The sequence below is a fragment of the Robertkochia sediminum genome, from assembly GCF_016786255.1.
GTDB classification, from domain to species: Bacteria; Bacteroidota; Bacteroidia; order Flavobacteriales; family Flavobacteriaceae; genus Robertkochia; species Robertkochia sediminum.
On the sequence record NZ_JADMKT010000077.1, the window covers coordinates 14,646 to 41,291 of the forward strand.

The 26,646-nt window shown below is 47.0% G+C and carries 25 protein-coding genes; 13 read left to right on the top strand and 12 right to left on the bottom strand.

Annotation, left to right across the window (positions count from 1 at the left end; genetic code table 11):
• Positions 1–219: 219 nt before the first annotated feature.
• Positions 220–1,440: an RsmB/NOP family class I SAM-dependent RNA methyltransferase gene (locus tag IS446_RS09960; RefSeq protein WP_203060308.1), complete on the bottom strand. Its 1,221-nt coding sequence runs from the start codon at positions 1,438–1,440 to the stop codon at positions 220–222.
• Between the two features lie 75 nt (positions 1,441–1,515).
• Between IS446_RS09960 and IS446_RS09965 the strand changes: the two genes are divergently transcribed.
• Positions 1,516–2,553, top strand: a complete 1,038-nt coding sequence (locus IS446_RS09965) for a WD40/YVTN/BNR-like repeat-containing protein (RefSeq protein ID WP_203060310.1) — start codon at positions 1,516–1,518, stop codon at positions 2,551–2,553.
• A 26-nt stretch (positions 2,554–2,579) separates the two neighbouring features.
• On the opposite strand, the gene IS446_RS09970 is transcribed toward IS446_RS09965, so the two are convergent.
• The 7 genes from IS446_RS09970 to IS446_RS10000 form a co-directional block, all read right to left on the bottom strand.
• A complete protein-coding gene (locus IS446_RS09970) occupies positions 2,580–3,032 on the bottom strand; it encodes a hypothetical protein (RefSeq protein ID WP_203060312.1) in 453 nt (150 codons plus the stop codon).
• 18 nt (positions 3,033–3,050) lie between these two features.
• The gene (locus tag IS446_RS09975) at positions 3,051–3,581 is read right to left on the bottom strand and encodes a hypothetical protein (protein WP_203060313.1); all 531 of its coding nucleotides are present in this window, start codon (positions 3,579–3,581) and stop codon (positions 3,051–3,053) included.
• A complete protein-coding gene (locus tag IS446_RS09980) occupies positions 3,578–4,120 on the bottom strand; it encodes an RNA polymerase sigma factor (protein ID WP_203060315.1) in 543 nt (180 codons plus the stop codon). Before IS446_RS09980 ends, IS446_RS09975 begins: the two co-directional genes overlap by 4 nt.
• Positions 4,121–4,293: 173 nt before the next feature.
• Positions 4,294–6,117: an ABC transporter ATP-binding protein gene (locus IS446_RS09985; protein ID WP_203060316.1), complete on the bottom strand. Its 1,824-nt coding sequence runs from the start codon at positions 6,115–6,117 to the stop codon at positions 4,294–4,296.
• Between the two features lie 54 nt (positions 6,118–6,171).
• Positions 6,172–7,896, bottom strand: coding sequence for a phospho-sugar mutase (locus IS446_RS09990; RefSeq protein WP_203060318.1), 1,725 nt, complete (start codon positions 7,894–7,896; stop codon positions 6,172–6,174).
• Positions 7,897–7,954: 58 nt separating this feature from the next.
• Positions 7,955–8,905: a glycosyltransferase family 2 protein gene (locus IS446_RS09995; RefSeq protein WP_203060319.1), complete on the bottom strand. Its 951-nt coding sequence runs from the start codon at positions 8,903–8,905 to the stop codon at positions 7,955–7,957.
• Between the two features lie 35 nt (positions 8,906–8,940).
• On the bottom strand, positions 8,941–9,459 hold the full coding sequence (locus IS446_RS10000) for a DUF4199 domain-containing protein (RefSeq protein WP_203060320.1): 519 nt from the start codon (positions 9,457–9,459) through the stop codon (positions 8,941–8,943).
• A 164-nt stretch (positions 9,460–9,623) separates the two neighbouring features.
• On the opposite strand from IS446_RS10000, the gene IS446_RS10005 reads away from it, so the two are divergent.
• From IS446_RS10005 to mtaB, 4 genes are all read left to right on the top strand, one after another.
• Positions 9,624–9,878, top strand: a complete 255-nt coding sequence (locus IS446_RS10005; protein ID WP_203060322.1) for a type B 50S ribosomal protein L31 — start codon at positions 9,624–9,626, stop codon at positions 9,876–9,878.
• A 166-nt stretch (positions 9,879–10,044) separates the two neighbouring features.
• Positions 10,045–11,220: a GlmU family protein gene (locus IS446_RS10010; RefSeq protein ID WP_203060323.1), complete on the top strand. Its 1,176-nt coding sequence runs from the start codon at positions 10,045–10,047 to the stop codon at positions 11,218–11,220.
• Positions 11,221–11,372: 152 nt separating this feature from the next.
• Positions 11,373–12,065 (top strand): lysoplasmalogenase family protein, encoded by a 693-nt coding sequence (locus IS446_RS10015; protein ID WP_203060325.1) that lies wholly within the window; start codon positions 11,373–11,375, stop codon positions 12,063–12,065.
• Positions 12,066–12,317: 252 nt separating this feature from the next.
• On the top strand, positions 12,318–13,655 hold the full coding sequence (gene mtaB, locus IS446_RS10020) for a tRNA (N(6)-L-threonylcarbamoyladenosine(37)-C(2))-methylthiotransferase MtaB (protein ID WP_203060326.1): 1,338 nt from the start codon (positions 12,318–12,320) through the stop codon (positions 13,653–13,655).
• Positions 13,656–13,686: 31 nt separating this feature from the next.
• Here mtaB and IS446_RS10025 read toward each other — a convergent pair whose 3' ends face one another.
• Positions 13,687–13,980 carry a GNAT family N-acetyltransferase gene (locus IS446_RS10025; RefSeq protein WP_203060328.1) on the bottom strand — a complete coding sequence of 98 codons (294 nt, stop codon included), beginning with the start codon at positions 13,978–13,980 and terminating at the stop codon, positions 13,687–13,689.
• A 192-nt stretch (positions 13,981–14,172) separates the two neighbouring features.
• Between IS446_RS10025 and IS446_RS10030 the strand changes: the two genes are divergently transcribed.
• The 4 genes from IS446_RS10030 (at position 14,173) to IS446_RS10045 (ending at position 18,572) form a co-directional block, all read left to right on the top strand.
• Complete coding sequence (locus IS446_RS10030) at positions 14,173–14,853, top strand: alpha/beta hydrolase (RefSeq protein WP_235996470.1); 681 nt, start codon at positions 14,173–14,175, stop codon at positions 14,851–14,853.
• A gap of 37 nt (positions 14,854–14,890) precedes the next feature.
• Positions 14,891–15,844, top strand: coding sequence for a lytic transglycosylase domain-containing protein (locus IS446_RS10035; RefSeq protein WP_203060329.1), 954 nt, complete (start codon positions 14,891–14,893; stop codon positions 15,842–15,844).
• Entirely contained in the window at positions 15,845–17,299 is a 1,455-nt protein-coding gene (gene cls / locus IS446_RS10040; RefSeq protein WP_203060331.1) for a cardiolipin synthase, read from the top strand. It begins immediately after the preceding gene.
• Positions 17,300–17,543: 244 nt separating this feature from the next.
• Positions 17,544–18,572, top strand: a complete 1,029-nt coding sequence (locus IS446_RS10045; RefSeq protein WP_203060333.1) for a DUF4421 family protein — start codon at positions 17,544–17,546, stop codon at positions 18,570–18,572.
• Between the two features lie 200 nt (positions 18,573–18,772).
• On the opposite strand, the gene IS446_RS10050 is transcribed toward IS446_RS10045, so the two are convergent.
• Positions 18,773–19,288, bottom strand: a complete 516-nt coding sequence (locus tag IS446_RS10050; RefSeq protein WP_203060335.1) for a DUF2892 domain-containing protein — start codon at positions 19,286–19,288, stop codon at positions 18,773–18,775.
• A gap of 166 nt (positions 19,289–19,454) precedes the next feature.
• Between IS446_RS10050 and rpmH the strand changes: the two genes are divergently transcribed.
• The 3 genes from rpmH to IS446_RS10065 all read left to right on the top strand — a co-directional run bounded on the left by rpmH (position 19,455) and on the right by IS446_RS10065 (position 23,044).
• Positions 19,455–19,613, top strand: coding sequence for a 50S ribosomal protein L34 (rpmH, locus tag IS446_RS10055; protein WP_203060337.1), 159 nt, complete (start codon positions 19,455–19,457; stop codon positions 19,611–19,613).
• Between the two features lie 95 nt (positions 19,614–19,708).
• Complete coding sequence (gene carB, locus IS446_RS10060) at positions 19,709–22,561, top strand: carbamoyl-phosphate synthase large subunit (RefSeq protein WP_203060338.1); 2,853 nt, start codon at positions 19,709–19,711, stop codon at positions 22,559–22,561.
• A 111-nt stretch (positions 22,562–22,672) separates the two neighbouring features.
• Entirely contained in the window at positions 22,673–23,044 is a 372-nt protein-coding gene (locus tag IS446_RS10065) for a T9SS type A sorting domain-containing protein (protein WP_203060340.1), read from the top strand.
• An 80-nt stretch (positions 23,045–23,124) separates the two neighbouring features.
• Here the strand turns inward: IS446_RS10065 and rmuC are convergent, their stop codons facing one another.
• Entirely contained in the window at positions 23,125–24,465 is a 1,341-nt protein-coding gene (gene rmuC / locus IS446_RS10070) for a DNA recombination protein RmuC (RefSeq protein WP_203060342.1), read from the bottom strand.
• Between the two features lie 157 nt (positions 24,466–24,622).
• Here rmuC and IS446_RS10075 point away from each other — a divergent pair, with 157 nt between their 5' ends.
• Positions 24,623–25,534 carry an alpha/beta hydrolase gene (locus IS446_RS10075; RefSeq protein WP_203060344.1) on the top strand — a complete coding sequence of 304 codons (912 nt, stop codon included), beginning with the start codon at positions 24,623–24,625 and terminating at the stop codon, positions 25,532–25,534.
• A 9-nt stretch (positions 25,535–25,543) separates the two neighbouring features.
• On the opposite strand, the gene IS446_RS10080 is transcribed toward IS446_RS10075, so the two are convergent.
• Complete coding sequence (locus tag IS446_RS10080) at positions 25,544–26,335, bottom strand: ABC transporter ATP-binding protein (RefSeq protein WP_203060345.1); 792 nt, start codon at positions 26,333–26,335, stop codon at positions 25,544–25,546.
• Positions 26,336–26,646: the final 311 nt, after the last annotated feature.

The following is a 26,646-nucleotide window of genomic DNA, read 5'->3' on the forward strand; positions in this document are numbered from 1 at the left end:
GTGAGCGGGGAATTATCCCAGTGTTCAGGTGGTGTACTCGTAGACTACGGTTAAGATAGCCAAGATAGCGCCAACGATCACTGCGATCCAGATTGTTCGGGTTTTCATATAATTACTGTTGGAGGCATGAAAGGTTAATCGCTTTCAACGCGGTTATTTACTGAGTAAAATACAATAATTTATTAAAAACCAACAACTTGAATATATGAAAGGACGATATTATCCCTGAGGGGTACGTTCTAAGAGCGCCAGGTAAAATCCGTCAAACCCCGATTCGGATGCCATGATGCTGCGGTCCTTTTTGAGTTTAAAGCCTTTTCCGCTTTCACTGTTCAGGAATTTGTCTACCTGCTGCCTGTTCTCAGAGGGTAAGATCGAACAAGTCGCATAGACCATTTGTCCGCCTTCCTTGACCATCTTCGAGTAGTCTCTCAGGATCTGCTGTTGTGTTTCCCTGATGCTGTCGAGAAATTCGGGTTGCAGTTTCCATTTGGCGTCGGGATTACGTCTCAGTACCCCGAGTCCGCTACAGGGCGCGTCGATAAGTACGCGGTCGGCTTTGTCGTGGAGCTTTTTGATGACCTTGGTCGAGTCGATCTCACGGGTCTCGATATTGTGAACCCCGTTACGCCGGCAGCGTCTTTTGAGTTCTTTGAGCTTATTGCCGTAAATGTCCATGGCAATGATCTGCCCTTTATTGTCCATCAGGCTCGCCAGGTGAAGGGTTTTGCCACCGGCACCGGCACAGGTATCTACCACGCGCATGCCCGGTTCGGGTTTGAGCATGGGGGCTACCAATTGTGATGAGGCATCCTGAACTTCGAACCATCCGTCTTTAAAGGCCTGCGTCTGAAACACATTGGCGCGTTCTTCGAGGACGAGGGCATCGGGGTAACCCTTGAGGTCGTCGGTGTAAATTCCGTCTTCTGCAAGCGCTTTTTTGAGTTCTTTTTTTGTCGTTTTAAGCGTATTCACTCTCAGGATCACATCGGCCTGCTTATTGAGAGCGGTGATCTCCTTGTCCCAAAGGGCTTCTCCAAGCTCTTTTTTACCCAGTTCATCAAGCCAGTCGGGAATAGATTCGCGGTATTTACGCTCTTTGCTCAATTCGTCGAATTTCCCCTTGATCCTTCTGGTAGGCGTGCCTTCGAGCTGCTTCCAGTCGGGCAGGCGAATACCGCGAAGTACGGCCCATACGGCAAATACACGCCACAGGTCTTCACGGCTGTAAGGCGGATTAACCCCGGCAATAACCGTGTAAAGACGTTTCCATCGTACGATCTCATAGGTGGTTTCTGCTATAAAAGCACGGTCTCGGGCACCCCAGCGTTTATCGCGCTTGAGTAGCTTTTCTACGACCTTGTCGGCGTATTCCTTTTCATTAAAAATGCTGTGTAACCCGTCTATGACCGCGTATACGAGGTTTCTGTGTAGTCTCATTGCCTTCTGATAAATTGTATGCAAAGTTATTGCTTTGTGAACGATTACGCTTAATTTTAAGCGCAAATTCAACCTATGATCCGTTATTTCTTCATTTTGATTCTCCTGGCATCCTGTGCTGTGGAGCCGGAATTCGTTCCTAAACAATACAAAGCTGTTGAGGTAGCATCGCTGTTCGCAGACAGCGTGAGCATCAGGGCGATCACCTTGATGGGGAAGAACCTGGCCTTTGCGGGGTCCGATAATACCTATGGCATTTACAATGCCGGCGATACTCAGGCACGTGCTTCCCGACTGCGAATTGACAGTGTGAATACCGAATTTCGTGCGGTGGCGGCTACTTCGAACGATTTCTTTATGTTGGGCGTAGGCGATCCGGCCTTGCTTTTCAAGACCGGTGACTCCGGAGCAATGGAACTGGCGTATATGGAAGAACACGAAAAGGTGTTTTACGATGCTATGGCCTTCTGGAATGATATGGAGGGAATCGCTATGGGCGACCCTACCGATGGCTGTATCTCGATCATCGTAACACGCGATGGTGGCCGAACCTGGCAAAAGTTGCCGTGTTCGATGCTTCCCGAAGCGGCAGAGGGCGAGGCGGCTTTTGCGGCCAGTAATACCAATATTTCCATTGTGGGCGACCACGCGTGGATCGCCACCGGAGGGGTGCGTTCCCGCATCTTGTATTCACCCGATAAAGGCCGTACATGGCAGGTTTTCGATACTCCGGTGGTGCAGGGCGAGCCTACCCAGGGTATGTATTCTGTTGCTTTTTACGATGAACAACTCGGGTTTGCTATTGGAGGCGATTACACCAATCCTGAAGAAAATACCGCCAATAAGATCCGTACCATCGATGGTGGAAAGACCTGGCAGGTAGTGGGCTCAAGGATGGATCCCGGTTACCTCTCCTGCGTTCAGTATATCCCCGGACGAAAAGGGCAGGAGCTTGTGGCTGTAGGCTTTCAGGGAATCTGGTTCTCCAACGACGGGGGCGATTCCTTTACCAAGATCTCTGATGAACCTTTTTATACCTTGCGATTTAATAGCGATAGCACGGCCTTTGCAGCCGGAAGGAATCGCTTGGCCAAATTAACTTTTAAGGAGTAGTGCCTTCCCGGCAAGGATGGCAACCCTTATTTGCGGCGGTTGCCGGACCTTTTCTGTTGATACTTTCGGAGGAGTTCCCTTCTGAATTTTTCTTCCAGAACCTGGAGGTAAACGACCTTTCGCGGACTCAAAATAGTGCGAAGGTCATTGATAAACCCTTGCTCTAAGGTGAAGATGCGCTTTTCAAGATCCTGGTACGCATCAATAATGTTTTTGGCTTCTGCATCGGTGATGGAACGCAGACCATCGCTCCCCAGGTTTCTCTTTAAAGCGCCCATCTCAACTACCCTAAGCTTGTAGATGGCTTCTTCATGGGTGTTGTAAACAGGCCAGAACTTCTGAGCCTCCTCCGGGGTGAGCTCAAGGTTTTCGGTTAGGTAGGCGATCTTTAGTGATTTTATGCGTTCCCTGCGGCCTTCCTGGGCCTGAAGGCCGGTAAAGGTGAGGAGGGTAACTGCGATGAGGATAATGTTTTTCATGGGTCTTGAGATATCGGTTTAATCCATTAATTCATAAAGGTCTGCCTCTTCTGAGAGGTAGTTTTCCAGGAGTTGCTCGTCCAGCATATTTTCGGCCATGGTGAGTTCCATGAGCAGGGTGTCGTTAGCCTCTTCAATGAGAAATTGTTGAGGTATATCGAGGGCACCCTGATCCAGCAACCATTCGACGTCGGCCATTTGCAGATCGTCAAAGGTAATGGTGTTGTTTTCGGTAGACAGCACCCATGTTCCTGCGATCAATAGCGTCACCGCAGCTGCAATTCCTGCATATCGCCATAACTTTTGATGGAACGGAATAATCTTTGGGCTGTCTTCTTTTTCTTCTTTTTCTTCTTTGTTGATGCGGTCTGAAATACGTGCGCCGAGATCTTCGAAATACCCTTCGGGAAGGACAAAACCTTCCCGGTCCGGAAGATGATCTTCGGCATCTGCAAGCTCACGGCGCTCCCTGATACGATCCTCCAGATCGTTGAAGTAATCGTCGGGAAGCCTGAAGCCACTGTCTTTATGTGACGGATCCTTCTTCATGGGGTATTTTTTAAATGAGCCTCGATCTTTTTCATTGCATGGTGGTAGGAGGCTTTCAGGGCGCCTACCGAGGTGTTGAGTACTTCAGAGATGTCGTCGTATTTCATATCTTCAAAGTACTTCATATTAAACACCAGTTGCTGTTTTTCGGGCAATGTGGCCAGGGCTTGTTGTAATTTTAGTTGTATCTGGTCGCCCTCAAAATACACGTCAGCCACGAGACTATTTGCCAATTGTGTTTTGTACTCCTCGTCTGAGATCTTCTTTTCGCGGGCCCTCTTCTTTAAAAAATTAAGGGCTTCATTGGAGGCAATGCGATACATCCATGAGTAAATGGCGCTTTCGCCCCTAAAATTTTCCAGGTTGCGGTATACTTTGATAAAGGTGTTTTGCAGCACATCGTCGGTGTCGTCGTGGTTGAGTACGATTCGCCGGATGTGCCAGTACAATCGCTCCTGGTACGCGGTGACCAGGCGGGTAAATTCCCGTTCTCTGGTTTCCGGGTCCTTCAGGGCTGGTATGGAGATCTCATTGCTCAAATGGGGCCTGCTTTACACCTAAGACTTGCATTTTGTCAAAAGGTTTAAAAAGGTATAAAAAAAAATCCCGGTTTCCCCGGGATTCTTTTTAGTCGAACGATTCCATTCGTCGGACAATTTTATTAATGCGACAATTGTATTCGTCGAACAATGGCATTAGTACGAAGAACGCATTAGTCGAAGGATTGCATTTCGACCAGTTTTCGATACATATTCTTTGCGGCCAGCAGTTCTTCGTGACTTCCCTGCTCTACGATCTCTCCTTTTTGCATGACCACGATCTTGTCTGCATTCTGTATGGTCGAAAGCCTGTGGGCGATCACTATGGAGGTTCTGTTCTTCATCATATTCTCCAGGGCGGTCTGTACCAGCTTTTCGCTTTCGGTGTCCAGGGCCGAGGTTGCCTCGTCGAGGATCATGATCGGCGGATTCTTAAGAACGGCTCTGGCAATAGATAACCGCTGTTTTTGTCCGCCACTTAGCTTACCACCGGCATCCCCGATATTGGTGTCGAACTGGTTAGGGAGGTCCATGATAAAGTCGTAGGCGTTGGCAATTTTGGCTGCCTCGATCACCTCTTCCATCGTGGCATCGGGTTTCCCGAGCTTGATGTTGTTAGCCACCGTGTCGTTGAACAGGATGCTGTCCTGGGTAACGATCCCCATGAGTCCGCGAAGGCTGTTCAGGGTGAGGTCCCTGATGTCTGTATTGTCTATCTTAATGGCACCGTTGTTCACATCGTAAAAACGGGTTACTAGGTTTGCGATCGTACTTTTACCACTACCGGATTGCCCCACCAGGGCTACAGTGCTTCCCTTTGGAATATCAAGGCTGAAGTCTTTGAGCACGAGTTCGTCTTCGTATCCAAAATTGATCTGCTCCAGGCTGATCTTTTCATCGAACGTTTCTTTTACGATGGCATTAGGTGCATCTGCGATCTTATTTTCGGTTTCGAGGATCTCCAGTACCCGTTCTGCTGCTGCGTTACCCTTTTTAACCCCATAAGAAGCCTTGCTGATCGATTTTGCCGGCGTAAGGATGTTGTACGCAAGCCCCATATAGGCAATGAACGAAGAAGCGTCCAGGCTCTTGTCTACCAATACCATTTTACCACCAAACCACAGGAGGATCCCGATCACCAGGATCCCGAGGAATTCACTGGTGGGGGAGGCCAGGTTCTGACGGTTAAGCAGGCTGTTGGAAAACCTGAAAAAACGGTCTGTAGAGTCGTCGAACTTTTCGTTAAAACGCTTTTCAGCATTAAAGGCTTTGATCACTCGCAATCCGCCAAGGGTTTCCTCGATGATCGATAGAAAATGCCCTTGTTCCTGCTGTACCTTGTCTGACTTTCGCTTCAGCGATTTCCCGATCCTCGAGATCAGCATCCCTGAGATAGGGATAAAGATAAATACGAAAAGGGTGAGCTTGGTGCTTATCCCGAACATCACGATGATCGTGAAGAGAATGGTAAGCGGCTCCCTTACGATGAGCTCCAGGATCGACAGGAAGGAATGCTGGATCTCAAGCACATCTGAGGTGATACGCGCGATCACATCGCCTTTGCGCTTTTCGGTATAAAAGGATACCGGTAGTTCCGTGATCTTTTTATACATCGCATTTCTGATGTCTCTCAATACTCCGTTACGCAAGAAGGTAATGAAGTACATGGCCGCATAGTTAAAGAAATTCTTCAAGAGGAACAGGGCGATCACCAGGCCGATCACCAGGACCAGGGCGATCATTTGATCGTCTCCGGCTACCTTGGTCACCTGGTAATTCAGGTAGTTTTGCAGGTAGTCTTTAGCCCCGCCGATGCCCGTGTAAACCGGTTTTTCGTAGGTGTGGTCGCTCTCTTTGAACAGTACGTCCAGCATAGGGATCAGGGCAACAAAGCTCAGTGCGCTGAATAATGCGTAAAGTATGTTAAAGAAAATGTTTAGAAACCCATAGTTACGGTATGGGGCGGCAAAGCGCAGTATCTTCTTGAAATAGTTCATCTAAGGTTATCCTTCTTAATGGAAAATGCCCGCCGGAAAGGCGGGCTTTAATGTTTAGTTCAGGTCCAATTGCTTTAATATGGCGTCCAGTTTCTCGTCGAGACCCTGCTCCTTGGCAGGACATTCGTCGGTACTGTCTACCGTGGTATTGGCACTAAAATAGAATTTGATCTTCGGCTCGGTACCACTTGGCCTCGCAGCCATTTTGGTCCCGTTCTCAGTGTAGTATATCAATACGTTCGAAGCCGGGATATCCATTTTTTCTTCTTTGTTGCTTAACAGGTTGTAGGCGATAGAAGAGGCGTAGTCTTCGATGCGTACGACTTTTTCTCCTGCCAGCTCTTTCACCGGATTCTCGCGGAGGTCGATCATGATCTGTTTGATCTCCTGGGCACCGCTGATCCCTTTTTTGGTGATCGACACCAGGCGCTCTTTATAGAGTCCGAAATCGGCGTAGCACTTGAGGAGTTCGTTGTAGAAGGAACTACCGTCGGCCTTGGCCTGAGCTGCGATCTCACAGGCGAGGAGGGAAGCAGTAACGGCATCCTTGTCGCGAACGAATTCACCAACCATATAACCAAAGCTCTCTTCTCCACCCCCGATAAAATCGAGTTCCGGAAAATCCTTGATCATTTTAGCGATCCATTTAAATCCGGTAAGGCCTTCCTTGTATTCCACACCGTAGGCTTCTGCAAGTTTGGCCATCATTGGGGTCGATACGATGGTCGATGCGATGAATTCTTTACCGTTAATACGACCTTCTTTCTTCCAGAGCTCTAGCAAAAAGCGGGTCATCAGGATCATGGTCTGGTTTCCGTTCAGCAAGGTCATGTTCCCGTCGTTATCACGTACAGCAATTCCAAGGCGGTCACTGTCAGGGTCTGTTCCGATCACCATGTCGGCGTCCAGAGACTCTGCCTTCTCCATGGCCATGGCAAGGGCTTCCGGCTCTTCAGGGTTAGGCGACTTCACCGTTGGGAAATCCCCGTCGGGTTTCGCTTGCTCCTCTACGATATGCACCTGGGTGTATCCTGCTCTTTTGAGGACCTCAGGGATCGCGGTGATCGAAGTCCCATGGAGGGAGGTAAATACGATCTTCAGGTCTTCACGGCCATCGGCATTGATGGTACCATTCTTAACAGAGGCGTTAAAAAAGGCTTCGTCAACATCCTTGTCGATCAATTCGATAAGGCCTTCCTGAGCGTCTAGCTTGATATCGGTGAAGTCGATCGATTCGATCTCTTCAATGATCTCTTTGTCTTGAGGTGGAACGATCTGTCCGCCATCGGTCCAGTATACCTTATAACCGTTGTATTCCGGCGGATTGTGAGATGCGGTGAGTACCACCCCACAGTGGCAGTTGAGGTGTTTAACAGCAAAAGAAAGCTCGGGAGTAGCACGAAGCTCCGAGAACAGGAATACCTTGATCCCGTTAGCGGCAAATACTTCGGCAACCACCCTGGCAAGTGTGTCACTGTTGTGACGGCAGTCGTATGCTATGGCTACCCTGAGTTCTTCTCCCGGGTAAGTCGTTTTAAGGTAGTTGCTCAGTCCCTGGGTGTTCTTCCCGAGGGTATATTTGTTGATACGGTTGGTTCCAACGCCCATGGTACCGCGCATACCTCCGGTTCCGAATTCGAGGTCTTTGTAAAAAGACTCCTTGAGCTCTTCAATATTGTGATCTAAAAGACCCTGTACTTCATTTCGGGTAGCTTCATCAAAAAAGGCGCCTGTCCACGCCGAAGCTTTTTTCCTGATATCTTCGATGGTGATCTCCATGTATACAAAATTTATGCAAAGGTAGTAAGAATGGTCGCTCTGCGCCATTTTTTTTGGCCTATTCCATGTTGATGCGCTGGGCAACCTTGTAGCGCTGTTCTTCTTTGCGATACCTGAGGATCAACTCTCCAAGGAATCCTGCGATAAACAGCTGCGTACCAATGATCATGGCGGTAAGAGCAATAAAGAATTGCGGTCGTTCGGTAATGAGTCTTCCGTAGGGGTTAATGAATAATTTGTCTACACCCAGGTAGGTGGCAAAGGCAAAGCCTATAATAAACATGACTACCCCGAGTGCCCCGAACAAATGCATGGGCTGGCGTCCGAATTTAGATATGAACCAGATGGTGATCAGGTCCAGGAAGCCATTGATAAAGCGTTCCATCCCGAATTTTGTACTTCCGTACTTTCGTGCCTGGTGTTGTACCACCTTTTCGGTGATATTTCCGAAACCGGCATTTTTAGCCAGTACCGGAATGTAGCGGTGCATCTCGCCGTGCACATCGATGTTCTTGATCACCTCGTTGCGATAGGCTTTGAGTCCGCAATTAAAATCGTTGAGTTTAACCCCGGAGGTCTTTCGCGCCGCCCAGTTAAAGAGTTTAGAAGGCATGTTCTTGGCGATCACCGAATCGTATCGCTTTTTCTTCCATCCAGATACCAGGTCGTACCGATCGTTGACGATCATCTCATAGAGTTCGGGGATCTCGTCCGGATTGTCCTGGAGGTCGGCGTCCATAGTGATCACCACCTCCCCGGCGGCATGGGCAAAACCGGCGTGTAAGGCTTGCGATTTCCCGTAGTTGCGCAAAAAGCGAATGCCTTTTACTTCAGGATGGGTGTTCGAAAGGGCTTCGATGGTATTCCAGGAGCCGTCGGTGCTCCCATCGTCTATAAAGATGACCTCATAAGAAAAATGATTGGACCGCATGACGCCGGCGATCCAATCATAGAGTTCGTTGAGTGATTCCTTTTCGTTAAGTAGTGGTATAACTACTGATATGTCCATAATTTGAGGGTAGGTGTAAGGCTCAAAGATAGGAATTAGTAATCACTTTGTGTTTTTTTCATGACCAGGGCAGGGATCAGAGACAGCACGAATCCAAGGAAGATACTTCCGATCAGTCCGAAGGCTGCCTGTATCCAGGGAGCCTGGAATTTCTTAGCCATTTCGAGGTTGGCATCGATCTGCTCTTTGTTCAATCCCTGTTCTACGAATTGGGCTTCAGCAACCTGCATGGCCTTGGCAGACATCTCAGGGTCGATCACATTGCTGAGTATTAAATTGAAAAGGATCCCGATAATTCCGCCAATAAGCGCAGTACCGACACCTAGTTTCAATCCTTCGGCAAACGACATATAACCGCCGTTCGCTTTTTTAAAGCCGAGCATGACAGCAATGATCACCGCAAGTGTTATTGCGACACTAACAACACCGATAGCGATTCCGCCCTGGTAGTGCATGTCCATAAAGTACAGCATGAGACCGAAGGTGATACTAATGGCTCCTAAGATGATTCCGTAGTTAAGAGCGAATTTGCCTGTTTTTGGTTTTTGTTCCATTGAAATATGATTATTTTTGTTGGGTTAGTATGTGTAGCGTCAAAATTGTTACACTAACGAATTTAGGAATTACTTTTAAATTTTTAGTCATCTATAGTTGGTTATCTAAAATAATTCTCTAAATTTGCACCTCGAAAAAATTCTGAAGTTTAAAGTACACGACGATGAAAAAAGGTATACATCCGGAAAATTATAGATTAGTAGCATTCAAAGATATGTCTAACGAAGACGTATTTCTTACTAAGTCTACTGCAGAGACCAAAGAGACGATTGAGGTAGATGGTGTTGAGTACCCATTGGTTAAACTGGAGATCTCAAGATCATCGCATCCTTACTACACCGGTAAATCTAAATTGGTTGATACTGCCGGACGTATCGATAAGTTCAAAAACAAATACGCCAAGTTCAAGAAGAAGTAATTCTGGCGTGTACCATACATATAAGACCTCTGAGATCCTGATCTCAGGGGTTTTTTTATTTCCATCATTTCAACGCGATTTATCGTTCTTATTAGAATCTACGTCTTTGTTAGGCGGGATTCTTTTGTTAAATAGCTTAAATTTAAACAGTTAAACGGCGATCCAGATGAATTACATACTCTTTGACGGACCAGTAAGAAACAGTTTGCTTCCTTTTACCTTTACCAGGCCGGTGGCCGATATTCGCGTTGGTGTACGAACCATTCGTGAAAAATGGGAGGCTTATTTGGGAAGTACGACCACTACGGTCACTGAAGATTATCTCACCGACCTTTTTCCTATGGTTGAGATGGATGCCAATGTGCTCATTAATGCTTCGTTCCTTCCGGATGAAGAGCTCGTTGCCCTGATCAAAGCATTGGGGCCGGGAGAGGCTGTGTTCGCCGATGATGAGGTGATCGCTTTTTATACTACCGGAGATCAGGAAGAAGTAGACCTGGAGTCGTACAAGGTTCTTGAGTATTCGGGATCTGCACTGCGAATTGAGCATACCTGGGATATCTTTTCTAAGAACGGCGAGGCGATCAAAGACGATTACGAATGGCTTACCCGCGATCGTAAGAGCGCACCCCTGTCTGATACCAATACGGTTATTGCGCCTGAAAATATCTTTATTGAAGAAGGGACAAAGGTCGAGTGCGCGATCCTTAACGCTTCGACAGGCCCTATCTACATCGGGAAGGACGCCGAGGTCATGGAGGGAAGCATGATTCGCGGTCCCTTTGCTCTTGGAGAAAACAGTACGGTGAAAATGGGAGCTAAGATCTATGGCCCTACCTCTACAGGGCCCTATTGTAAGATCGGGGGAGAACTTAATAATGTGGTGCTCTTCGGATACTCCAATAAAGGGCACGACGGTTTCCTCGGAAATTCAGTCCTCGGGGAGTGGTGTAATATCGGTGCCGATTCCAATAATTCGAACCTCAAGAATAACTATGCCCCTGTGCGTTTGTGGGATTATGAAAGCCGACGTTTTGCACATACCGGATTGCAGTTTTGCGGACTCATGATGGGAGATCACAGTAAGTGCGGGATCAATACCATGTTTAATACCGGTACCGTTATCGGGGTGAGTGCGAACATCTTTGGTAGTGGCTTTCCGAGAAACTTCATACCGAGCTTTTCGTGGGGTGGTGCCGCCGGATTTACCACCTTTAAACCGGAGAAAGCATTTGAAGCTGCCGAAGCGATGATGCAACGCAGAGGACTGTCACTTTCTGAGGAAGAGAAGACAATGCTTAGCGAGGTGTTCGAGCAGACGGCTACCTGGAGAAAATCCTGAGACGACCCGCGGGTCTGAATCCATATCAACATCATTTTTCTCAAGCTTATCGGGCCATTTTTTGACGGCTTGTCGAAAAAATGGCGGGGAGTTATCCTTGTCTGTGGTGACTTTGTATCTTTAAATAATACTTTTATTATTTTTCAGGCACCATGCGGTCCTTTCTAACATCGTCTACAGGCTTTGCCGTGGCCTTTATGGTTGTGGTCTTTATCGATATCGTTCTGAGCAATTCAGAAGGTACTGTGGTGTATAGCCTGTTGTCTAAACTCGTACTTCTGGCCTTGTTGTTGCGCTACTTTGTGCCGCAAAGCAAAGGGCTGCACCCCGTAGAAAGGACATGCGCTATTATGGGGATGGTGAGCTTTAGTCTCGGAGCCATGCTCATTATGGTGAATAACGACCTCAATGTTATTGTAACGGGATTCCTACTGCTCATGACCGCCAAATTGTGTTACAGCTGTGCCTTTGTGTACACCATAAGTATCGATATCGACCGGCTTTTACCTTACCTGGTGTTCGTTACCCTGTATTCCCTGGTGGTGATCTACTTCCTTTATGACCTGCCGGAGCACGTTCCAGCATATCTCTTTTTGGTTACCGCATTGATCCTGTTAAAACTGGCCTATCTGCGCTATGAGCGGGTAGACCGGGTGAGTTTTACCAATGCCTTTTCCGGTGCTGCCATGATGTTAGTGGCAGAGACCATTCTTGTTTTCGACCGTTCTTTTGGGACGTCAAGTCTTAGCGGTATGCTTATCGTTTTGCTTTTCTGGATGTCGCAATACCTTATGGCAAGTGGTTTGTTGATCGAGGGTAAAACCGCGCCTGCCGCCCTGCGCTGATCATTTTTAGCTGTGCTTTTTCGTTGTCCGAACCTCCTGTGTATGTGCAGGGTAGGTAAAACGTTGAATAATAACCTGTTTAGTGGTTAAAAGGAGCTGTTTTAGGTTTTAACAAGAAAGAATTTGATTGTATATTTGTACGCTTTTTTCAAAGGCCTGTAACCTGCGGTTTTGTGCTCCCGGTATTGTGGAGAACTCGGTTGAAAGGGTGTATGTAAAAAGATAGATCAGAATATAACAGGGAAACTGTTTATGGAAGAAAATAAGAAAGTAGCGTTCTATACCCTGGGGTGTAAGCTTAATTTTTCGGAAACCTCTACCATTGCCCGCTCCTTCCAGGCTGAAGGATTTGACCGGGTGGAGTTTGATGAGGACGCCGATATTTATGTGATCAATACCTGCTCGGTTACCGAAAATGCCGATAAGCGTTTCAAGTCGATCGTAAAGCAGGCCAGGAAGCGCAATGAAGATGCCTTTATTGCTGCCGTGGGATGCTATGCTCAGCTCAAGCCGGAAGAGCTCGCGGCCGTGGAAGGGGTCGATCTGGTCCTGGGAGCTACCGAGAAATTCAAGATCACCGATTACCTGAATGATCTGAGTAAGAACGATTTTGGGGAGGTGCACAGCTGCGAGATCGAAGAAGCCGACTTTTATGTAGGGAGTTACTCTATTGGCGACAGGACCCGTGCCTTCTTAAAGGTTCAGGATGGTTGCGATTATAAGTGTACCTATTGTACCATACCACTGGCAAGGGGTATTTCGAGAAGTGATACCCTGGAGAATGTGCTAAAGAATGCTGCTGAGATAGCCGCTCAGGATATCAAGGAGATCGTGCTTACCGGAGTGAATATAGGTGACTACGGAAAAGGGGAGTTCGGAAATAAGAAACACGAACATACCTTTTACGAGCTGGTAAAAGCACTTGATGAGGTAGAGGGTATCGAGCGTTTGCGTATTTCTTCCATCGAGCCCAACCTGTTGAAAGATGAGACCATAGATTTTGTAGCTCAAAGTAAAGCCTTTGTGCCTCACTTTCATATCCCACTGCAAAGCGGAAGCAATGAGATCCTCGGACTCATGCGCAGGCGTTACCGAAGGGAGCTCTATACAGACCGTGTACGCCAGATCAAAGAGGTGATGCCTCAGGCGTGTATCGGAGTAGATGTCATCGTTGGCTTCCCCGGGGAAACCGATGAGCATTTCCTGGAAACCTATCACTACCTGAACGAGCTGGATATTTCTTACCTGCACGTGTTCACCTACTCGGAAAGGGATAATACCCTCGCTGCCGATATGGAAGGTGTCGTGCCTAAGCGCGTACGGGCCAAACGAAGTAAGATGCTTCGTGGGCTCTCGGCTAAGAAAAGGCGTGCCTTTTATGAGAGTCAGCTGGGAACAGAGCGTACCGTGCTCTTTGAAGGGGAAAATAAAGAAGGGTATATTCACGGCTTCACCGAGAATTATGTAAAAGTGAAGGCGCCCTGGGATCCGGCCCTGGTAAATACATTGCACCGTGTGCGATTAACGCAGATCGATGAAGATGGAATGGTGCGATTCGAATTTGTTGAAAATACCGTATTACATACTTAAAAAAGAACCTCGCCGAAGCGAGGTTTTTTTATTAGATCCTGATCCCAACGGGAAGCAGGCCTTTAAATTCTTTATGCTTTCTAAGAAACCGGGCTATGTGCGGACTCGTGGGAACCACACTGAGGTTCTTTTTCTCGATCTGTTTTAAAACTGCGGTAATAAATCGGTCTTTGAACGAGGGGTCTTCTACTTCCTCAGGAATGAAAAGCTTTGTCAGGAAAATTTTTCGTTCTTGGGAAGCGTATTCGATCTTTGCGAGTTTCCCGGCAATTGGAGCTTCGAATTGACGCAAAAATTCGTTGTCGTTAATGGTTACTTCATCCATGGGTTATTTGATTTAACGCTCTTATATTAATGTGCGGATATGTTCTCTTTTGTTAATGCGATCTTTTAAATGGAGTTCAAAGAGGTTGGAACCATTGGAAGCGGATGAAATTTGCTTCTGAATGATATTTTTATTTCCTTAACAAATTGTAACGGTAAAGTTACGAAAAATTAGCTAATCCCTTAATAAACAATGACTGAAACTGCAGCTATTTCTTCCCGAATTCCGGTATATATGATGCCTGGGATGGCTGCTGCACCGGAGATCTTTGAAAACATCCACCTCCCGGAAGATCGTTTTGAGACCATTTGGCTGGAGTGGAAAATGCCAGAACACCACGAATCCCTTTCACATTACGCCCTGCGAATGTGTGAAGAGGTGCATCATGAGGCCCCGGTGTTGTTAGGGGTCTCTTTTGGAGGTGTTTTAGTGCAGGAAATGGCCAAACACATCGCCGTGCGTAAGCTTATTGTGGTATCCAGTGTTAAATCGCGCTCAGAGATGCCGTATCGTATGAGGGTGGCACGGGTTACCGGGCTGCATAAGCTGCTTCCTACGGCCATGGTCGATAAGATAGAGACCTGGGCCAAATACGCCTTTGGTGAACCTGTGGTAAAACGGGTAGACCTCTATAAACGCTATCTTTCGGTACGCGATAAGCATTACCTGGACTGGGCCATAGATCGCATGGTAAACTGGGAGCAGGAAGAACCCTTGCCGGGGACCGTCCACATTCAGGGCGACAGGGATGCCGTGTTTCCTGCGTACCGCATTCATGACTGCATCTGGGTAAAAGGAGGTACCCATGTAATGATCGTGAACAGGTTCCGGTGGTTTAATGAGCATTTACCTGCATTGATCACTTCCGACTAAGACCTCTTTTTGTATATTTAGCCAAACTAAAGATCTGATGATGAACGTGAGAAATTATATACTTGCTGGTGGAGTGGCTGTGGTGGCTGCCGTTTTTATTAATGCTGTACAAGCCGATGAGGCTGTAAGCGAATCTCCTGCAGCAAAACCGTCCCGAGAAACTGTAATGACAACCGACCCCTATACGGTCAAGGCTGTGGATATTCCTAAAAATATCAATTTTGCAGGGGAAGCTGTGCCCCTGGAAGATCCCGATGTGATGGAACGCCTGGATCGCGAATTATTGGTGAATACCTATTGGCAATCTAATGCCCTTTTGCTTATCAAGCGTGCGAATAAATACTTTCCGGTGATCGAGCCTATTCTGAAGGAAGAAGGTGTGCCGGATGATTTTAAATACCTGGCAGTGATCGAAAGTGCCCTTACCAATGCGGTGTCTCCCGCCGGAGCCCGCGGATTTTGGCAGATCCTTAAAGGTACGGCCCGCGAATACGGATTAGAAGTGAATGACAACGTCGACGAGCGTTATCATCTTGAAAAGGCTACAAGAGCGGCGTGCCAGTACCTGAAAAAGTCCAAAGAGCGATTTGGTTCATGGACCCTGGCGGCGGCAGCTTACAATGCCGGACAGTACGGGATGCAAAAACAACTGGATCGCCAAAAGGTAGATAATTATTACGACGTGCTTCTGGGGCAGGAGACCGGCCGGTACGTGTTTCGTATCCTGGCACTTAAAGAGATCCTTACCGATCCTGAGAAGTACGGATTCCATTTTGAAGACGACGACCTCTATACCCATATCCCTACCAAAAAAATGGCCGTGGATACCGTGGTGAACGATTTTGCCGATTTCGCCAAAAAGTTCGATATCAACTACAAGATCCTTAAGATCCATAACCCTTGGTTGCGCGAAGGACATTTGAACAATGCATCGCGTAAAGAATATTTTATTGAAATCCCGGAAGAGGGTTACTACCCTCAGCAAAAATAAATGTGGAATTTTATAGGTGACCATCTCGGAAAGCTTCTTATAGGTCTTAACTACCTGCTGGCCCTGGGTGCCGCTGTTGCGATCGTGATGCGCAATACGAACCCGAACAGAACGCTTTCGTATGTGTTGGCCCTCCTTCTAATACCCTTTGTAGGACTGCTCTTTTATGTGCTTTTTGGACAGGAATACCGGCGTACCCGAATGTTCCGGCGTAAGAACGTGCTCAACCAGGTCAATATTAAAAAGTGGCGCCAATCCCTCGATGTGTATCAAAATGAGGTCAATAGCCTGGAGAAAAAACCGCTAAAGCTCAAGTCGAAGCTCATACGCCTCATGCAGGCGACCAAACAATCGCCCCTTACCCTTCACAATAAGGTCGAGGTCCTGATCAATGGTGAAGAAAAGTTTTCCCGCTTGTTCGACGATATTAAAAAGAGTAACAGCAGTATTCACCTCGAGTATTATATTTTTCGCGATGATAAGATCGGGTCGGAACTTATAAAGCTCCTTTGCGATAAGGCAGAGGAAGGGGTAGAAGTGCGTATCAATTATGATTATGTGGCCAGTAGCATTAGCAATAAGGCCAAAGATAAACTTCGCAAGGCCGGGGTGGAGTTCTATCCGTTTCTTCCGGTGTACTTCCCGCGATTCGCCAGTAAACTGAATTACCGCAACCATCGTAAGATCGCAGTGATCGACGGTAGGATAGGCTATGTTGGTGGTATCAATGTGGGCGATGAGTATGTGAATACCGAAGGACAGCGGTATTGGCGCGATACGCATTTGCGTATTGAAGGGGAATCTGTAGGGGTGATCCAATTGCAGTTCATGCTTAACTGGGATTTTGTAAGTGAAGAAGATATCAGGATCAAAGACGAATGGTTCCCTGAGGTGAACGAAAGGACCGAGATCCCGATGCAAATGGCCATGTCGGGACCGGATACCCAATGGGCCTATATCAAGGAGGCTATGTTCGTGGCCATCAATTCGGCTTCGGAATACCTGTACCTCACCACTCCTTATTTTATTCCGAACGATGAGATCCTCACCGCACTTCTGGCGGCTTCGCGAAGTGGGGTGAAGGTGAAGTTGCTCATTCCCGGGATCAGCGATTCCAGGGTGGCGAAATTCGCCAGCTATTCTTATATCGAGCGCATGCTCGAAGCCGGCATCGAGGTCTATCTCTATCAAAAAGGTATTCTCCATGCCAAGACCATGGTGATCGACGGATGCTTTTCTACCGTGGGTACCTCGAATATCGATTACCGCAGTTTTGATATCAATTTTGAGATCAATGCCCTGATGTATCACGAAGGTATCGCCGGAGACCTGGCGGCCCAATTTCATGAAGACCTGAAAGACAGCACCCGCATCGAACCTGAAGTATGGAAAGTACGCCCCATGAAGCAAAAACTCAAAGAATCGTTCTGCAGGCTTTGGGCGCCGTTGCTTTAGATGGGTATGTAGGGAAGTAGGGAAGTAGGGAAGTAGGGAAGTAGAGAACTAGGGAAGTAGGGAAGTAGGGGAGTAGGGAAATAGGGAAGTAGGGAAGTAGGGAAATAGGGAAGTAGGGAAATATAGGGTTATGGTCTTTGCGAGAAGGAGCTGTGTTCCGACGCGGCAATCTGTTTGTGGTTGAGAGCTAGGTAAACAGGTGTGCCTCGAAGTAGGGAAATAAGGTATTATCACATTGTAATTAATGAGCTTCAGGATTCGGATATTGTTTTTCGTTGCTTTTGAGTTGATGCTCTTTCGGGCAGAAGCCCAAGACGCAGATACCACCGGGATACCGGATGAGGGCGAGTGGCAAGAAAAAATGAGCAGTAAAATTACTGTCGATCTGTCATTGAATAATTCCTTTAAGGCGTTCGAAGTAAAAACGTCGGCAAATAAAACGCTGCTTTATCCCAATACTCCAAATAATGTGCGACTTAATGTGAGCTATGAGTTCCTTTCATTAGGGATTCAGTTTGCACCTGATTTCTTACCGGGAAATGGAGATGAGGATCAAAAAGGGGAGACCAGTTCTTTCCAGATCGGTTCGTTGCTGGTACTTAAGCATTGGTTTGCCGAAGCCAATTACTCCCGGGTGAAAGGCTTTTACCTGAAAAATACCCTGGATTTTGATCCCGGATGGACCGACGGCGATCCGTATGTACAATTTCCTGACCTGAATTATGAAGGGGTATCACTTTCGGCAGGTTATATACACAACTCAAGATTTTCCCTGCGAAGCCTAACGATGCAAACTGAACGTCAGTTGAAAAGTGTCGGGAGCTTTATGCCTGTTTTTAATATAGATCATTATGTGGTGAACGATAAGTCTGCAGCGATCAATACACAACGCTCCAGAAATGTAGAATTGAATATGGGACCGGGGTATGTGCATACCCTGGTGTTTCAGGAGCAATTTTATGCCTCCTTAGGTGTTTTTGGGGGCATTGGCTACTTGAATACCAAATTAACCACCCGTACTGCATCCGGGAATGTTGTCTCAAATCAGGACAATCTATTATGGAGAGGCGATTGTAAGGCAGGTATCGGATTTAATGGTCGTAAGTTCTATTCGGCATTGTTCACAAGTATCTCAGGTACCACGTACCGACAGGAGAATACCACTGTGAAAAATACAGGAACCAGGGTGTTCTATCGGTTCGTTGTGGGAATGCGATTTGATGCTCCGAAATTTTTGGTAAATGGTATGAACAAACTAAAGAAAGCTATTTGAGCGAGGCTAATGATGTTTCATAGCCTCATCATCCTCCGAAGCTTCAGCGAAGGAGGGCATCACCGTATCACCGTGTTCCTCAAATAAAAAAGCCGGGAAATCCCCGGCTCTCTCTCTAACTTTATATTATCTCGTCTCTCGTCTCTCGTCTCTCGTCTCTCGTCTTTCCTCTTGACTCTTGGCTCTTGGCTCTCGATTGACTAGATGCGCTTCATCTGCTGCTGCATCATTTTGATCTGATCTTTCAGCATACCTTGCTTATCCAGCTTTTTGGCTTCGCTCAGTAACATGGTAGCTTCGCGCTTTCTCCTTTTTTGCATGGCGATACCGGCAAGGCTAAGTTTGGCCATGGCCAGGTCGTAATCCATCGTTAGGCCCAGCTTAAGCGCCTTCTTAAAATACTTTTCGGCCTCAGTAAGATTGGTCTGAGAAGCCATGATCCCGCGTAGGTAGTTGTAGTACCCCTGCTGCTTGGTGATCAGGGCGCTTTCCGGATTCTTGATCTTATCCAGCCATTTCTTGGTGCCGGCGAAATCCTGCTTACGCATGCTCAGGAAGGCCAAAAGGATCATCTCATTACGGAAGTAAAGGAATACGAAGATCAGGGCCAAAAGGATCAGAAAGATACCGTTTCCGATCTCTCCTTCTACAAATTGATACACTGCAAAAGCTGATATAAGGACAGCAAGAATTATTTTTATATTTTTGTTGAACATACAGGGTGTTTTGAATTGCTGGGCAAAGGTAATAAAAACAATGAAAAATATTTTTTATCGCTTATTTGTCAAAGTGAAAAGTCTTTGTATATTTGCCCCGCGATTTTGTGATGCAAATTCCAGCGCCGTTAGTTATAGATTTACAAGTTGATAAAGATATTTTAAAATGAAAAGAACGTTTCAGCCCTCAAAGAGAAAAAGGAAGAATAAGCACGGTTTCAGAGAAAGAATGGCTTCTGCCAATGGTAGAAAGGTGCTTGCTAGCAGAAGAGCTAAAGGAAGAAAGAAATTATCTGTTTCTTCTGAACCAAGACATAAGAAATAATGTTTTTCGATATATAAATAAAAAGGTGTTACTTTTACCAGTAACACCTTTTTTTTGACCCACTTGTATCATAAATCTCCTTATTAAAAAACACAATGCCGAAAAGAAAAGACTTAAAATGCATCCTTATCATCGGGTCAGGTCCCATCGTGATCGGACAGGCCTGTGAGTTTGATTATTCCGGATCTCAATCCCTGAGATCGCTAAGAGAAGACGGTATGGAAACCGTACTGATCAATAGCAACCCGGCAACCATCATGACCGACCCTTCTATGGCCGATCATGTTTACCTGAAGCCCCTCAACACCAAATCGATCATTGAGATCCTTGAGAAACACCCTAACATTGATGCGGTGTTACCTACCATGGGAGGACAAACGGCATTGAACCTGGCTATCGAAGCCGACAATAAAGGTATCTGGGAAAAATACGGCGTTGAACTCATCGGGGTAGATATCGATGCGATCAATATTACCGAAGATCGTGAGCAATTCAGAAACCTTATGGGTGAGATCGGAGTGCCAATGGCGCCTCAGGCTACAGCTACTTCGTTCCTGAAAGGTAAGGAGATCGCCCAGGAATTCGGTTTCCCATTGGTGATCCGTGCCTCTTACACCCTTGGAGGTGCCGGAGCATCGATAGTATACAAGAAAGAAGATTTTGATGAGCAACTAAGTCGTGGTCTTGAGATCTCACCTATTCACGAGGTAATGATCGATAAGGCGATGATGGGTTGGAAAGAATACGAGTTAGAGCTTCTTAGAGATAAGAACGATAACGTGGTTATTATCTGTACCATTGAGAATATGGACCCAATGGGAATCCATACCGGTGACTCTATTACGGTAGCTCCTGCTATGACCCTTTCAGACAGGACCTTCCAGAAAATGAGAGATATGGCCATCAAAATGATGCGCAGTATCGGTGACTTCGCAGGGGGATGTAACGTGCAGTTCGCGGTAAGTCCTGATGAGAATGAAGACATCATTGCCATCGAGATCAACCCAAGGGTATCCCGTTCTTCGGCATTGGCCTCTAAGGCTACCGGATATCCGATCGCAAAAGTGGCTACCAAACTGGCTATGGGGTATACCCTTGATGAGCTGGATAACCAGATCACCAAGTCGACTTCGGCCCTCTTTGAGCCTACCCTGGATTATGTGATCGTAAAGATCCCGAGATGGAACTTCGATAAGTTCGAAGGTGCCGATCGCGAACTCGGACTCGCTATGAAAAGTGTGGGAGAGGTGATGGGTATCGGACGCTCATTTCAGGAAGCCCTGCATAAAGCTACCCAGTCGCTCGAGATCAAGCGTAACGGACTCGGTGCAGACGGGAAAGGATACAAGGATTATGACCAGATCATAAGCAAGCTTACCCACGCTAGCTGGGATCGTGTTTTCGTGATCTACGACGCGATACAAATGGGTATTCCGCTTAGCAGGATCCACGAGATCACCAAGATCGATATGTGGTTCCTCAAGCAATATGAAGAATTGTACTATCTCGAAAAAGAGATCTCTACATATACTATTGAAACCCTCCCTAAAGAACTTCTTTTGGAAGCCAAGCAAAAAGGTTATGGTGACCGTCAGATCGCCCATATGCTCGGATGCTGGGAGAGTGAAGTGTACAAGAAACGCGATGTGATGGGGATCAACCGTGTCTACAAGCTCGTAGATACCTGTGCTGCCGAATTTAAGGCGGTAACTCCTTACTACTATTCAACTTTCGAAGATGTGGTAGAGACCGCAGATGGTAAGCAGTATTCGGCCAACGAGAGCGTGGTGACCGATCGTAAGAAGATCGTGGTGCTCGGTTCCGGACCTAACCGTATCGGTCAGGGTATCGAATTCGACTACAGCTGTGTGCACGGTGTGCTGGCAGCTGCAGAGTGTGGTTATGAGACCATCATGATCAACTGTAACCCTGAGACGGTATCAACCGACTTCGATACAGCAGATAAGCTGTACTTCGAGCCGGTATACTGGGAGCACATCTACGACATCATCCGTCACGAAAATCCGGAAGGTGTGATCGTTCAGCTCGGGGGGCAAACTGCTCTTAAACTTGCCGAGAAACTCGATAAGTACGGTATTAAGATCATCGGAACCAGCTTTGATTCCCTCGACCTTGCCGAGGATCGTGGAAGATTCTCTACCCTGCTGAAAGAAAACGATATTCCTTATCCGGAATTCGGAGTGGCAGAAACTGCCGATGAGGCCCTTCAACTTGCCGATGAGCTCGATTTCCCGATCCTTGTACGTCCGTCATACGTACTCGGTGGTCAGGGAATGAAGATCGTGATCAATAAAGAAGAACTTGAAGAGCACGTAGTAGACCTGCTTAGAAAGATCCCGAATAACAAACTCCTCCTTGACCATTACCTCGATGGTGCCATCGAAGCAGAAGCCGATGCGATCTGTGACGGAGAAGATGTGTATATTATCGGTATCATGGAGCATATCGAGCCTTGTGGTATTCACTCCGGTGACTCTAATGCAACCCTGCCACCATTTAACCTTGGTGACCTGGTACTGCAACAGATCAAAGATCACACCAAGAAGATCGCCCTGGCGTTAAACACGGTAGGACTGATCAATATCCAGTTCGCGATCAAAGATGATAAGGTGTACATTATCGAGGCCAACCCAAGAGCATCTAGAACCGTACCGTTTATCGCCAAGGCTTATAAAGAGCCTTATGTGAACTACGCGACCAAGGTGATGTTAGGAGAAAATAAGGTGAAGGACTTTACCTTTAATCCGCAACTCGAAGGGTATGCGATCAAGCAACCGGTATTCTCGTTCAATAAGTTCCCTAAGGTGAATAAGAACCTCGGGCCTGAAATGAAGAGTACAGGAGAGAGCATCCTCTTTATCGATAGCCTTAAAGACGATGAGTTCTACGAGCTTTATCACAGAAGAAGTATGTACCTGAGTAAATAACAGGTAACTTACCATATATCAGTAGAAAAGGAAGCGCTATGGCGCTTCCTTTTTTTTTTTTGTGGTCGCCGAAATTTTCCTTTTTAATGGTTACCTTTAAAAGAAAAAGGTATGGGTGTAAAATTACTTTGTTCAGTTTTTATGCTACTGGTAGCAAACGTAGCCTTTGCCCAGATAGCCCCCGAAACGGTGGGTAAGGAAGAGACTGCGGCTGTGGCCTGGAAGACCATAAAGCCCGAAAAACTGGAGGCTAAACACCTTCGGATCCTGCCCTCGAACAGGCTGTTGAGATTACAGCTGGATGATGATATGGGGTTTACCAAGGTCGTGATCCAGGACCTTAACGGGAATACCCTGATAGAATCGCCATACGCTGCAGGGAGCGACCTGGATATCTCTACCCTTAAACCGGGTAATTATTTCATTAAGGTGATCTCTGCCAACAGGGTGTTGCAGGGCAAGTTTGGAAAACGGCGTCTTTGAATACGGGGAATGGTCTTCTTAAGCTTTTAGCTGCCAATGCTTTACGGGAAGCCAGGTAAACCTCGTCGCTCGTTAAGAAGTTATTCTTCTGCTTCTAACTTCTCCGGTAGTTCGTCATCGGCCCGTTTCAGCCACTTTTCTTCGATCTGTTTGCTCGCCTTGGCGCCCAGTTTCTTTAATTTTTCAACACGGGTGAGCAGGTTGCCGCGACCGGTAAGTTTGGTCATCGAAGTGCTGTAGGTGTTTTGTACTGTTTGCAGTTGCTTGCCTACCTTTTCAAGGTCGTCAAGCAAACCTTTGAATTGATCGTACAGGCGCCCTGCCTGAGTGGCAATATCAATGGCGTTCTTGTGTTGCTTGTCGTTCTGCCACATGCTGTCTATCGTTCTCAGGGTAGCCAGAAGGGTAGAAGGGGTAACGATCACGATATTCTTTTCAAATGCACTGTTGTACAGTTGTGGGTCGTGGGCACTGGCCAAAGCAAAGGCCGGCTCCAGCGGGATGAACAACAATACGAAATCCGGGCTTTCCATCTGGTAGATCTGGTGATAGCTCTTAGCCGATAACTGGTCTACGTGCCTGTTGATCGAATTGATGTGTTCCCGGAGTAATACCGGACGATCTTCTTCTTCGGCATTCACATAACGCTCGTAGGCGATAAGCGATACCTTGGAGTCAATGATCATCTTTTTGTTGTCCGGCAGGCTGATGATCACATCGGGCATCACCCTTTTCCCGTCTTCCGTAGTAAAGCTGTTCTGAACAAAGTACTCGCTGTCTTTTTCCAGTCCTGATTTCTCAAGAACGCGCTCGAGAACCAATTCTCCCCAGTTCCCCTGCATCTTGGTATCCCCCTTAAGGGCACGGGTGAGGTTAGAGGCCTCTTTAGTGATACGCTCGTTCAGGTCTTTCAGGTTGTTGAGCTGCTCTTTAAGGGAGGAGTGACGCTGAATGCTTTTTTCATTGCTGTCTTCTACCTTCTTTTCAAAATCCTTGATCTTTTCCTGAAGCGGATCTAAAAGGGTTTTTAGGTTCTCCTTATTTTGGTGGGTGAACTTTTGCGATTTCTCTTCCAGGATCTTGTTGGCCAATACCTGGAATTCTTTGCTGAACTTATCCTGAAGTTTATTCACCTCCTCCTTTTGTTCATCAAGCTTGCGATAGAGATTGTCGGTCTCCGCCTGTGCACGGGTGAGTTTTATAGTGAGTTGTTCCCGGTCTTCGCGAAACTTTTCGGCCTGGTCACGACTGGCCTTTTCCTGCTCTTTGAGGGCCACGAGCTGATTGCGGAATTCTTCTTCCCTGGCGTCGGCGGCGCTTTTCAGGCTGTTGAATTTCAGGCGTTGAATGTAGTTTCCGAGAAAAATACCCCCTCCAAGGGCAATGACACCAGTGAGTATGAGAATAAGCATGTCGTTCATGATGGGAATAATTTGAAGATTTGCTGCTGTTGTGATTGCCTTGAAAGGCGTCGGGGTAAAGATACCATTATTTGTTAATTTTCACAGGATCGTGGCCGGGCTTCGAAAGGGGACGTAAGGCAGATTTTGTATCTTCAAGGTCTAAACCCTTCATGAGATGAGAGCGATCGTTGTTTCTTTACTTTTTTTCGGATGTGTCTTCGGTGCCCTGGGGCAACAACCTTTTAAAGATCCTGTGTTCACGAGTGTGAACCGAATGACCATGACCTATGCCGATACCCTCAAGGCCGATATTTATTTTGCGCCCCAAATGCGGGGCGGTCAAAAGTCGCCATTGCTGTTGCTTGTGCATGGGGGCGGATTTTCTTCCGGGAAAAGGGATGGAGACCTGGAATCGGGCTTTGCACTGGCTATGGCGCAACGGGGGTATGTGGTGGCATCCATTTCTTACGACCTCGTTAGAAAAGGTCAGCCGGAGGGTTTTAGCTGTGATTGTCCGGCAACCACAAAAGTGGAAACCTTCAAACATGTGGCCGGTAATATTTACCAGGCATTTGATTTCCTTGTGAATTTTTCTTCTGAATTCAATTTTGATCCTGAAAAGATCGTGCTGGTTGGTAGTTCGGCAGGGGCAGAAGCGGTATTGCACGCTGCTTATGCCAGAGATCACGAGGCATTTTCTGCACTGGAGGGGCAAGGCCGTAAGTTTGCTGCGGTCATTTCCTTTGCCGGAGCCCTGATCGAAGGTGTTGAGATCAAACGTGCCAATGGTGTGCCTGCCCTGCTCGTTCACGGTACCGACGACAAGCTGGTGCCTTATGCTACCGCGCCTCATCATTATTGTGAGCAAGGCACCCCCGGGTATATCGTGCTTCAGGGGTCGGGGACTATAGCAGAAGCCCTGCAGGAACACGGCGTACCTTCGACCCTGATCACCGCAGAAGGCGGAGGCCATGAGTGGGCCAATAAGGCCTATGAACTCACCGATGATGTAAGTACATTTCTCTATGAAAGGCTGTACGAAAAAAAGTCGGGAACGCAACATAAGACTATAGATCCACAGCCTTAGGTTATGGGATCATTTTTCGATCTTGTAAGTTCCTGTGGCTTTGTCAAAACGAATAAGGTCTGAAGGGAAGAGCGACATAAAACTGCCCTTTTCAATGAGGTTGCACGGTTCTCCGAAATCACTGTGGTCTTCTTGCAGGACCAATACCTTATCGCATAGCTGTATGGCCAGGTCGATCTCATGAGAGGAGAAAAGCACCGTTTTTGAGGTGTCGTGGGCAATGGTTCTCAGGAGTTTGAAAATATACGCCTTATGGTAGATGTCCAGGTGACTTGTGGGTTCGTCAAGCACTATAAGAGGAGTGTCCTGAGCCAGGGCTCTGCCGATCATGACCCTTTGTAACTGCCCGTCGCTCATTTCGTAACAAGACCGGTCGCGCAAGCCTTTGAGGTCGAGCTTCTCCAATACTTGGTCGATCATTTCCTTGTCTTCACTACTTAGGGATCCGATCCAGTTGGTATACGGCTGTCGCCCTAAAGCAATGAGTTCTGAGGCTGTGAGGTTTCCGGCGGGAATACGTTCGGTAAGTACGATGCTCAGATTTTCGGCCAGGTCTTTTGGCGGGTAGCTCTCAAGGAACTTGCCGTTTAGCAGGATGCTTCCGCTTAAGGCAGGTTGTACCCCGGCGATCGTACGCAATAAGGTAGATTTCCCGACCCCATTTGGGCCAACCACCGCCACGAGCTCCCCCGGATACAGCTCCAGATCGATCACCCCTGATACCTTTACGGTACCCTTGGGCGTGTGATACCCAGACTGCAAGGCCTCGATCTTCAATATGGGAGCTACTTCTGAATTCATTTTTTTATTTCTGAGTTTTCGGTGCTTAGTTCTCGGTTTTTGGTGGTCGGTGATTAGTGGTCAGTGATAAAGGTCCTCAGAATGATCTGTTTGCAAAAAAACTTCTGCTAAACTCTATTTCACAACTCACAACTCACAACTCACAATTCACCATTTATAATCTATCATCTATAATTTATAATTCTCTTCTCAGTTCTCAGTTCTCAGTTCACAGTTTTCAGTCTTTGTGCTAATTTTTTATTCCTCACTAACAACTAACAACTAACAACTAACAACTAACAACTAACAACTCACAACTAACAACTAACAAC

Excerpts from the sequence above, each read along its gene's own strand:
- IS446_RS09990 (WP_203060318.1), bottom strand. The coding sequence starts at position 7,896 with ATGGAGATCACCATCGAAGATATCAGGAAAAAAGCTTCGGCGTGGACA.
- mtaB (WP_203060326.1), top strand. The coding sequence starts at position 12,318 with ATGGAAGAAAATAAGAAAGTAGCGTTCTATACCCTGGGGTGTAAGCTT.
- IS446_RS09975 (WP_203060313.1), bottom strand. The coding sequence starts at position 3,581 with ATGAAGAAGGATCCGTCACATAAAGACAGTGGCTTCAGGCTTCCCGAC.
- IS446_RS09985 (WP_203060316.1), bottom strand. The coding sequence starts at position 6,117 with ATGAACTATTTCAAGAAGATACTGCGCTTTGCCGCCCCATACCGTAAC.
- IS446_RS09995 (WP_203060319.1), bottom strand. The coding sequence starts at position 8,905 with ATGGACATATCAGTAGTTATACCACTACTTAACGAAAAGGAATCACTC.
- IS446_RS10005 (WP_203060322.1), top strand. The coding sequence starts at position 9,624 with ATGAAAAAAGGTATACATCCGGAAAATTATAGATTAGTAGCATTCAAA.
- IS446_RS10035 (WP_203060329.1), top strand. The coding sequence starts at position 14,891 with ATGATGAACGTGAGAAATTATATACTTGCTGGTGGAGTGGCTGTGGTG.
- IS446_RS10045 (WP_203060333.1), top strand. The coding sequence starts at position 17,544 with ATGAGCTTCAGGATTCGGATATTGTTTTTCGTTGCTTTTGAGTTGATG.
- IS446_RS10065 (WP_203060340.1), top strand. The coding sequence starts at position 22,673 with ATGGGTGTAAAATTACTTTGTTCAGTTTTTATGCTACTGGTAGCAAAC.
- IS446_RS09970 (WP_203060312.1), bottom strand. The coding sequence starts at position 3,032 with ATGAAAAACATTATCCTCATCGCAGTTACCCTCCTCACCTTTACCGGC.
- IS446_RS10080 (WP_203060345.1), bottom strand. The coding sequence starts at position 26,335 with ATGAATTCAGAAGTAGCTCCCATATTGAAGATCGAGGCCTTGCAGTCT.
- IS446_RS10025 (WP_203060328.1), bottom strand. The coding sequence starts at position 13,980 with ATGGATGAAGTAACCATTAACGACAACGAATTTTTGCGTCAATTCGAA.
- IS446_RS10050 (WP_203060335.1), bottom strand. The coding sequence starts at position 19,288 with ATGTTCAACAAAAATATAAAAATAATTCTTGCTGTCCTTATATCAGCT.
- IS446_RS10075 (WP_203060344.1), top strand. The coding sequence starts at position 24,623 with ATGAGAGCGATCGTTGTTTCTTTACTTTTTTTCGGATGTGTCTTCGGT.
- carB (WP_203060338.1), top strand. The coding sequence starts at position 19,709 with ATGCCGAAAAGAAAAGACTTAAAATGCATCCTTATCATCGGGTCAGGT.
- rmuC (WP_203060342.1), bottom strand. The coding sequence starts at position 24,465 with ATGAACGACATGCTTATTCTCATACTCACTGGTGTCATTGCCCTTGGA.
- IS446_RS10030 (WP_235996470.1), top strand. The coding sequence starts at position 14,173 with ATGACTGAAACTGCAGCTATTTCTTCCCGAATTCCGGTATATATGATG.
- IS446_RS09965 (WP_203060310.1), top strand. The coding sequence starts at position 1,516 with ATGATCCGTTATTTCTTCATTTTGATTCTCCTGGCATCCTGTGCTGTG.
- IS446_RS10015 (WP_203060325.1), top strand. The coding sequence starts at position 11,373 with ATGCGGTCCTTTCTAACATCGTCTACAGGCTTTGCCGTGGCCTTTATG.
- cls (WP_203060331.1), top strand. The coding sequence starts at position 15,845 with ATGTGGAATTTTATAGGTGACCATCTCGGAAAGCTTCTTATAGGTCTT.
- rpmH (WP_203060337.1), top strand. The coding sequence starts at position 19,455 with ATGAAAAGAACGTTTCAGCCCTCAAAGAGAAAAAGGAAGAATAAGCAC.
- IS446_RS10000 (WP_203060320.1), bottom strand. The coding sequence starts at position 9,459 with ATGGAACAAAAACCAAAAACAGGCAAATTCGCTCTTAACTACGGAATC.
- IS446_RS10010 (WP_203060323.1), top strand. The coding sequence starts at position 10,045 with ATGAATTACATACTCTTTGACGGACCAGTAAGAAACAGTTTGCTTCCT.
- IS446_RS09960 (WP_203060308.1), bottom strand. The coding sequence starts at position 1,440 with ATGAGACTACACAGAAACCTCGTATACGCGGTCATAGACGGGTTACAC.